Origin of the sequence: Psychromonas hadalis ATCC BAA-638 (assembly GCF_000420245.1) — a bacterium.
GTDB lineage: Bacteria > Pseudomonadota > Gammaproteobacteria > Enterobacterales > Psychromonadaceae > Psychromonas > Psychromonas hadalis.
In genome coordinates, this window is sequence record NZ_ATUO01000173.1 from 1 (window position 1) to 7,131 (window position 7,131).

Below are 7,131 nucleotides of genomic sequence, written 5' to 3' on the forward strand. Positions count from 1 at the left end.
CCTTCTCACGAGGAGAGTGGACTTTTTTGAAATCGTCTATCAATGCTCACACAGATTGTTTGATTAAATTGTTAAAGAGCGTGCCTTTCGGCGAGGTGCGTATAATACGCTAACCTTGAACCTTGTCAACATGTTATTTTAAATTACTTTAAAAGTTTTTGTTGGCTCAAACTCACTGAGTTTGTTGGTTCGGACTCGGTTAGTAACTTGCGTTAGTTGCCTTGTCTGTGGGGTCGCATTATAGGGATCTAAATCACGTTGGCAACACTTTATTAGTAATTATTTCAATTAAATGACTAAGTGCTTGGTTACTGAACAAATCAACTATTTATTAAGCAAAAAAGGAGCTAAAGCTCCTTTTCTATGGGGATAATCTAAAATCTACTTTTCATAAAGACAAAGGTAGGCAGTTTGTACCACTACCTTTACATCAAAGCTTGAATTGGCTTCAACTTCAAATGTTTCACCCGCCTTGAATGTATTCCAATCTGTTGAACCAGCTAACTTAATGGTTAAGCTACCACTAACAACTGTCATGTACTCTTTTACACCCGCTGCAAATGTGTAATCACCCACTTCCATAACACCCACTGTTGCGGGTAATGTTTCACTTTGGAATGCGATTGATTTTACACTGCCATCAAAATACTCATTAGTTTCAAAGCTCATTTTTATTTCCTATATATAGTATGATTTATTTATGCTGATTATGCCCAAGCTCAGTTTACAACTCAAGCATCAAATTCGGCCTGAAATTCCTCTATCTGCTCTTGTGCTTCCATCCACAATATTTCAACCTCTTCTAGCTGTTCTTTGAGCTCGCCCTGCTCTCTTAACAGATCCGTTAATTGCTTTTTATTTTCTTGTTCATAAAGAGTGGTGTCACTTAAGTTATTCTCTATTTCGGCTAATCGAACTGAACAACTGTCCATCTGCTTTTCAGTGCTCGTTAATTGTTTCCTGTAAGGGGTTAACTTTTTACGAAACTCTGCTTCTAATCTTTTTTGATCTTTGCGATTTACACTGGTAGGCACTGATTTGTCTATTTTTTGTTCTGCCTGTTTTTCAATACGTTGTTGGTCAGATAACCATTGGTGATAATCATCAAGATCCCCGTCAAAGGGCTCAACTTTTTTGTTATGCACTAAATACAGTTCATCTGTTGTGGTGCGCAATAGATGTCTATCATGCGAGACAATCACCATTGCACCTTCAAATGCTTGCAATGCAACCGTCAAAGCATGGCGCATATCTAAATCGAGATGGTTAGTAGGTTCATCGAGCAATAACAAGTTAGGTTTTTGCCAGACTAATAATGCCAACACTAAACGCGCCTTTTCTCCACCAGAAAATGGCGCAACAAGATCAAATGCTTTATCCCCTTGAAAACCAAAGCTTCCTAAGAAACTACGTAGCGGTAACTCTTTTTCATCAGGCGCTAACCGCGCTAAATGCTGCATAGGTGTTTCGTCTAAACGCAAAAATTCTAATTGATGCTGTGCAAAGTAGCCAATTTTTGCATTGGTATTTATCTCTATTTTTCCTGACGTAGGCTGAAGCTGGTCTGAAAGTAATTTAATTAACGTTGATTTACCTGCACCATTTCGGCCAAGTAGACCGATCCGACTACCGGGGAAAAGGTTTAACTTTATCTCATCTAAAATTAACAGATCATCATAACCTACACTCACCTTTTCGAGTGTTAGTAAGGGCATTGGCAGTGCATCTGGCTCGCGGAATGAGAAACTGAATTGGCTATCAACATGTGCAGGCAATAAATTTTCCATTTTTTCCAGTGCTTTGATACGACTTTGCGCCTGTTTTGCTTTATTGGCTTTATAACGGAAACGGTCAATGTAACTCTGCATGTGTGCCATTTGTGTTTGTTGCTTTTCATAAGACGACTGCTGCTGTGCCAGTTTCTCTGCACGTTGACGCTCAAAACTACTGTAGTTTCCTGTATATTCATGTAGTTGGTTTTGTTCGATATGAATGATCTTATCCACAATACTGTCGATAAAGTCTCTATCATGGGAGATAAGTATTAATGTACCTTGATATTGGCGTAACCATTTTTCAAGCCAAATAACGGCATCTAAATCAAGATGATTAGTTGGTTCATCCAGTAATAGCAAATCAGAAGGACAAAGCAATGCTTGTGCTAAGTTCAAACGCATTCGCCAACCACCAGAAAAATCACTCACTGAGCGACCTTGCGATTTTTCACTAAAACCAAGACCCGCTAATAATTCAGCAGCGCGAGATTCTATGGTATACCCCCCTGCATTATCGAGTAAAATATGCATTTCAGCAATTTTGGTGCCGTCATCATCCGCTTCTGCTTCCGTTAATTTCCCTTGTAACATGCGAAAATCACGATCGCCATCAATCACATATTGCAGCGCATTTTTATCCAGAGCAGGCATTTCCTGTTCAACACTTGCCAGTTTCCAATGGTGGGGAATGGTTAACTCTCCCGCATCCACATGCGTTTCCTGTTTTAATAGGGTAAAGAAGCTTGATTTACCACAACCATTTGCGCCAACTAGTCCTACTTTCTGGCGAGGATTGATTGTTGCACTGGCATTTTTTAATAGCGCTTTGCCACCACGGATAAATTCTATATTTGCTGCAACAATCATAAATAATTATTCTCTGTCAATTTGTATTAAAAAATAAAGGGATAATAACGCAAAACTACACCATAACCACTGAAAATAGCGCACTATTTAGCTACCCTTTGCAGATGCTTACTTATATAGATGATAAAAATGACTTTATCCAAAAATAAAAAACGCTTTATTGCAGGGGCTGCATGCCCAAAATGTAAGGAACTTGACACGGTTGCACTGACATTAGAAAATGCAGTGGAAACATTAATCTGTGTGTCTTGCGGTTTTACACAAACACAAACGCCTAAACAAGCAACAGTAGCCACACGCCAATTTGAACAGATAATTGGGGTCTTTGATCCTGCTGAAAATAGTGAGAAATAGAATGAAAATTAAAAATGATTTAGTGGTATCAATCCACTTTGGTGTTGCTGAAGTTGACGGTAACGCACTTGATAGCACTGAAAATGGCGCACCACTTGATTTTATTCAAGGTGCAGGTTATTTAGTGCCTGGCCTTGAAGCTGAATTAGCAGGCAAAGAGGTCGGTGATAAGTTTGATGTAAAATTGGAAGCAAAAGATGCTTACGGCGAATTTCAAGACGAATTAGTACAACAGGTTCCACGTGATATTTTTGAAGGTGTTGACACGATTGAAGTAGGCATGTCTTTTCAAGCTGAGACAGAGCAAGGTCCACGTACCGTTGAAGTAACAGAAGTTACTGAAAAAATGATCAGCATTGATGCAAACCATGCATTAGCGGGTATGGCACTACAATTTATTGGCGAAGTTGTGGCTATTCGTGAGGCTACAACTGAAGAACTTGAGCATGGGCATATCCATCAAGCAGGCGGATGTTGTGATAGTGATGATCAACAAGAGTCTGATAGTGGTTGTTGTGGTGGTGATACCAGCAAACATTCAGAAGGCGAAAGCTGTTGTGGTGGTCATGGCCATGAAGAGGCAGAAGTAAAAGAAGTTAAAAAAGAGGAATCTCCTGCTGGTTGCTGTGGAAGTTGCCATTAATCATTCAATTTAGATTTAATAAATTAAGGGCTCTCATCGAGCCCTTTTTTAAAATATTTTATATCGCATAATTGATCGCAGGATCAGGTATTGGACTCACTGCACGTTTATATTTCTCTTGAATAACCGAAATCGCTAACTTAAGGTCTTTCATTATAACTAACGCTTTACTTTTATTTTTTTCTTCTTTTGTCGCTCTTTTTACAAAGAAATTTAATCTGCGTTGCTCTGCAGTGGACTGCTGTTGCCGCTCTTGCGTTTCTCGCTTTGCTTCATTTTCATCTTGAATAATGTCACGTGCTTGTTTGGAGAATGGTGTTCTTTTTTCATCTTCACGTAATTTTGTATAAGATGCGATCATCTCTGTTTTAGGGATAACAGGTTTAATTAAATTGTCATGTCGTAGCGCTTCCGTAGGAGGATGAAATGGAACGGCAATGGCGGCAGGTAACGCAGTGTTAATATTAACCATATGATCACACGGTTGTATCTATTAAAGTGCCAGCCATCTCATTAGCTGTACTGATCACTTTTGCTGAGGCTTTCGCTTGCAGTTCAGTAATTTTCATATTAATCAGCTCTGTCGTTATTGAGATGGGTGCTCGCTCAGCTGATGAAGAAAGACTCTCCGATGGCAGCTGTTCGCCCGTCAACTTTGTTTCTGCTTTACCCGCTTGGGCTATCCGAGAACTTGCGTTGCTCAGCTGTGCAGATGCATCTTGAAAACCAGCTAGACCAGAATTAAACGCAGAGCGAACATCCATAAATCACCTTTAGCAAAATTAATAACCATTAAAAGTATGGCATCATCCTAGCATAAATAAAGTAATTGGTTGAATTTTAATCAACGGAGAATTCAATCACTCGTTGGCAAAATAGTTCAGTTTCGCTGATGAAAGGCGCATGTGATGAGTTTTCAAATAGTTGTGATTGTGAAGATGGCAAAAGAGTTAACATCTCTTCTCTTGTTTGTAATGGGACTAAGCTATCAAATTGACCAAACAGTGATAAACAAGGCAGTGATAAAGTAGAGAATAACTGACGAAGATCCGAGTTTGCTAATAATTGTAGCCCTGAAATTAAAGCATCATGATCAGCGATTGCTGTTCCCGACAGTAGTTTTTTAAAAATAACAGTGTCTTTGCGCGCACTTGGGCAACCCATCGCTTGTAATGCAATAAATCGTGTTAAGGTTTTTTTCGCGTTTGTATTTAATCCCTGTAGGAAATTTTCAAACACAACAGGTTCAACACCAGACCATGAATCCACGCTAACAAATTTTACTGAGCTGGCAACTTGAATTAACTTATTAACCCTTTGTGTATAATGGATTGCAGTATAAGTTGCCACTAATCCACCTAATGACCAGCCACACCAAATTGCGGAGTCCGGCACAACTTGTTGAATCGCTTCACTGATTGTTTGTAATGAATAATTCGCTAGTGGTGCACTTTCTCCAAAACCAGGAAGATCCACAATAAACAGGTGAAAATGCCTACTCAATTGCTCAATGACGGGTTGCCAAACAGCAGAGTTCACGCCCCAACCATGTAATAAAACTAACGCCTCTCCCTGTCCTAGCTCTTTACAATATACCGTTTGTTCTATACTCACGACTTAAAACTCCTTAAAGGCGAACCAATTATTTTTCATTTTATCACTCAACGATGCAAACAACTTATTGAGCTTTTATTACCTGCACAGTGTTTAGTCTGTGCACTGAGAAGCAATAATAAACTGATCTGTCTTCATTGTGAAAAAAAGATCCTTAGTGATCGACATTACTGTCGACACTGCGCTTTACCATTGAATAAATGTGCAGATTATTGTGGCGACTGCTTGCAAAAGGATTACCTATTTACTCAACTACATGCACTAGGTGATTATCAAAAACCACTTTCAACATTGATCAAGCAACTAAAATATCAACAGCAATTAATTGCTGGCGAATTACTTGCTGAATTATTAATAAAATCTCTATTACAACGTTATTCACAACAGCAACTATCTGAGTTTGATTACCTGCTCGCCGTCCCCCTACACCGCAAAAAGTTACAACAACGTGGATTTAATCAGGCAAGCATAATTTGTGATCAGTTACACAAAACATTCAACATTCCCCTATTAGGCGAGCAGATAAAACGCCAAAAAGAGACCGTTGCTCAAGAGGGATTATCGATACATAAACGTCAAAAAAATTTAGCCGAGGCTTTTAGCTACCATAATAATCCACCAATAAACTTAGCAGGAAAGAATATTATCATTATTGATGATGTGGTCACCACAGGCGCAACAATCAATAGTTTATGTAAAACATTAAAAGCACAACAGGTTAATTCTATTACTGTTTTTTGCATTAGCCGTACTGGCATTGATAAATAGCAGCTCACTCACATTGAGTTTTCAATTTTTTCCTTTCCTCTTGTTATAATTACTCGTTATAATACCCGACTAAATAACTCAAGAATAACCAAAGGTAGCGCAATGATTGATATCACCCCAAGTGCAGAAGTACACTTTAAAAAATTATTAGAGCCACAAAAAGAAGGGACATGTATTCGCATATTTGTTATCAACCCTGGCACACCTAAAGCAGAATGTGGTGTCTCTTATTGCCCGCCTGAAGCGGTTGAAAGCAGTGATACTCGTTATAACTACAATGGTTTTGATGCCTTAGTTGATGATGTTAGTTTGCCATTTTTAGAAGAAGCATTTATCGATCTTGTTGAAGAAGATACTGGCACGCAATTAACGCTCAAAGCACCGAATGCTAAAATGCGTAAGGTAAAAAATGACGCACCACTGCTTGAACGTGTTGAATATGTGATTCAAGTACAGATCAATCCACAGCTTGCCAGTCACGGTGGATTTATCAAACTAATTGAATTAACCGATGATAATGTCGCTGTAATTGAATTTGGTGGTGGCTGTAATGGTTGTTCACAAGTTGATTTAACATTAAAAGATGGTATTGAAAAAGAGTTACTTGAGGAATTTTCAGGCGAACTCAATGCAGTACGTGATATCACCGAGCATCAAAGTGGAGACCACTCGTTCTACAAATAATGCGTTGATATTCCCCTATAAAGAGAGCTTTAACCTCTCTTTTTGCTTTTTAGGCGACTTATATTCAAATAATAAAAACTTAACAGCAGTAACAAAGCAATCGCAAATAGTGCATGGCTAGTTAACGATACAAATAGAAACAGGCAGGTGATGCTCGCTAAGAAAGCCAATTTTTTATGCCACCCCGTTAATAACTTCAGGCCTGCAAGAGATGCGGCTACATAGATCAAAAGAGACAGAGAAACGATTTACCTTTGCAAACAAGGGTGATATTTGTTGCTGTTCTGCCATGCTTGAAAGTAGCCGAGAAAAAACAACAAAATAGAGGCGAATACCAATCCGCATAAGTATCTGATCTATCTTGTTGGTTAAAATAATAAATAGCGACGTTGCATTCAATCGCAATAGCTAGCTATTACTCAATCA

Annotated in this window: 9 protein-coding genes; 4 read left to right on the forward strand and 5 right to left on the reverse strand. The window is 38.7% G+C overall.

The window, feature by feature from the left end; genetic code table 11:
* Positions 1-381: 381 nt before the first annotated feature.
* Positions 382-669, reverse strand: a complete 288-nt coding sequence (ppnP, locus tag G322_RS0116115) for a pyrimidine/purine nucleoside phosphorylase (RefSeq protein WP_022942752.1) — start codon at positions 667-669, stop codon at positions 382-384.
* Positions 670-731: 62 nt separating this feature from the next.
* Positions 732-2,642 (reverse strand): ABC transporter ATP-binding protein, encoded by a 1,911-nt coding sequence (locus tag G322_RS0116120; RefSeq protein ID WP_022942753.1) that lies wholly within the window; start codon positions 2,640-2,642, stop codon positions 732-734.
* A 129-nt stretch (positions 2,643-2,771) separates the two neighbouring features.
* Here G322_RS0116120 and G322_RS0116125 point away from each other — a divergent pair, with 129 nt between their 5' ends.
* Both G322_RS0116125 and slyD read left to right on the forward strand, forming a co-directional pair.
* The gene (locus G322_RS0116125; protein WP_022942754.1) at positions 2,772-2,996 is read left to right on the forward strand and encodes a YheV family putative zinc ribbon protein; all 225 of its coding nucleotides are present in this window, start codon (positions 2,772-2,774) and stop codon (positions 2,994-2,996) included.
* Position 2,997: 1 nt separating this feature from the next.
* Positions 2,998-3,639 (forward strand): peptidylprolyl isomerase, encoded by a 642-nt coding sequence (gene slyD, locus G322_RS21105; RefSeq protein ID WP_022942755.1) that lies wholly within the window; start codon positions 2,998-3,000, stop codon positions 3,637-3,639.
* A gap of 58 nt (positions 3,640-3,697) precedes the next feature.
* Here the strand turns inward: slyD and G322_RS0116135 are convergent, their stop codons facing one another.
* The 3 genes from G322_RS0116135 to bioH all read right to left on the reverse strand — a co-directional run bounded on the left by G322_RS0116135 (position 3,698) and on the right by bioH (position 5,253).
* On the reverse strand, positions 3,698-4,111 hold the full coding sequence (locus G322_RS0116135; RefSeq protein WP_022942756.1) for a hypothetical protein: 414 nt from the start codon (positions 4,109-4,111) through the stop codon (positions 3,698-3,700).
* A 4-nt stretch (positions 4,112-4,115) separates the two neighbouring features.
* Entirely contained in the window at positions 4,116-4,403 is a 288-nt protein-coding gene (locus tag G322_RS0116140) for a hypothetical protein (protein ID WP_022942757.1), read from the reverse strand.
* Positions 4,404-4,479: 76 nt separating this feature from the next.
* Positions 4,480-5,253, reverse strand: a complete 774-nt coding sequence (bioH, locus tag G322_RS0116145; protein ID WP_022942758.1) for a pimeloyl-ACP methyl ester esterase BioH — start codon at positions 5,251-5,253, stop codon at positions 4,480-4,482.
* Between bioH and G322_RS0116155 the strand changes: the two genes are divergently transcribed.
* The gene (locus G322_RS0116155) at positions 5,239-6,021 is read left to right on the forward strand and encodes an amidophosphoribosyltransferase (RefSeq protein WP_022942760.1); all 783 of its coding nucleotides are present in this window, start codon (positions 5,239-5,241) and stop codon (positions 6,019-6,021) included. The genes bioH and G322_RS0116155 overlap by 15 nt on opposite strands.
* A gap of 102 nt (positions 6,022-6,123) precedes the next feature.
* Positions 6,124-6,705, forward strand: a complete 582-nt coding sequence (nfuA, locus tag G322_RS0116160) for a Fe-S biogenesis protein NfuA (RefSeq protein WP_022942761.1) — start codon at positions 6,124-6,126, stop codon at positions 6,703-6,705.
* The last annotated feature ends 426 nt before the right edge of the window (positions 6,706-7,131 follow it).